Origin of the sequence: Streptococcus jiangnanensis (assembly GCF_040888325.1) — a bacterium.
Lineage (GTDB): Bacteria > Bacillota > Bacilli > Lactobacillales > Streptococcaceae > Streptococcus > Streptococcus jiangnanensis.
The window spans coordinates 1-1,060 of record NZ_JBFNFF010000016.1; the positions used below are offsets into that span (position 1 = coordinate 1).

Sequence of the window (1,060 nt, forward strand, 5' to 3'; positions counted from 1 at the left end):
ACGTTCTGACATCAGTTTTCTCCTTCTAAATATTTCTGCGCTTCCTGAACATAAAAGAGTTCTGGATTTTCATGAGCTATGCTTTCAAACAAATTACGAGTACGAGCTTCGTCTCCTTTTAATTGGGCCTTGAGATCTCCGTAATAAGAGAACATGATTCGAGCTAACTTATTTTCTGGTTCCGCAGTGTCGAAATAGTCGTTTGATATTTTATTTAAAACAAGATTCTCTATAGCTTGTATTATGTTTATTGCATTCGTCTGCCTAGTAACCTGAGAATTTGTTCGAACTTTTAATGTAGCTAACATATCGATTTGGTTCGAAATTTCTTCTGTTTTATCAGCATGGATTAGAGAAAGAATCTTAAAGTAAGCTGTGGACAATTGGATCTCAAATTTCTTATTAAAATTTTTATCCTCAAAATTTATTCGTTCCAAATTATCAAGTGTTTCTTCAAACTTTCCTTGGTAGTATGACGCTTGGGCAATAGCTAGTAAACAATTTGCATTATTAAACAGTTGTTGAGACTTGACTGAGTGTTCAGCCACATAACGATAATAACTTATGTGCTTGTCGAAATTAATATCCGTCAAAAGGATATTATCTACAGCTAATTTAACTAGTTTATTGTTTAATGAAAGGAGTGTCTCAAACCCAAAACATACTACCGTATAAGTAATGAATTTCATAAAATTCATTTCCCCACCTTTAAATAATTCAACAACCATCCCTATAAATGCTAGACAAACTATAGGAAATAAGCAAATGTATACTATTTTTGTCAAATTATATAATTTTGGAATTTCAAATCCAGATATTTTCAACGAATAGTTATTTAATATTTCTTTCATCATTATCCTCCATTGTAGAACTTAAATATAAGAGGGCGCTCGCTATTACTGGAGCCGCTATCGAGACTCCAAATCCAAATGTAGATGCACTAAGTGTAACACCATAAATTATAGCACCAATAACAAAAACTGTAGCAACTACTACTTTCCCCGCTTTTAATATCTGTTCTCCATGATCCACCGTTCTCACCCCTGTTTCAGTGGTTGTT

2 protein-coding genes are annotated in these 1,060 nt (G+C 33.1%); both read right to left on the reverse strand.

The annotated features are described in order from the left end of the window. Positions 1-11 precede the first annotated feature (11 nt). Positions 12-854 (reverse strand): hypothetical protein, encoded by an 843-nt coding sequence (locus AB2B49_RS09150; RefSeq protein WP_414169267.1) that lies wholly within the window; start codon positions 852-854, stop codon positions 12-14. After that, on the reverse strand, positions 832-1,060 hold a 229-nt coding region (locus AB2B49_RS09155; RefSeq protein ID WP_320692085.1), incomplete at its 5' end, for a hypothetical protein. The genes AB2B49_RS09150 and AB2B49_RS09155, both read right to left, overlap by 23 nt.

What these genes read in the sequence shown, in the direction of transcription:
- AB2B49_RS09150 (WP_414169267.1), bottom strand. Translation starts at nt 854, where the DNA reads ATGATGAAAGAAATATTAAATAACTATTCGTTGAAAATATCTGGATTT.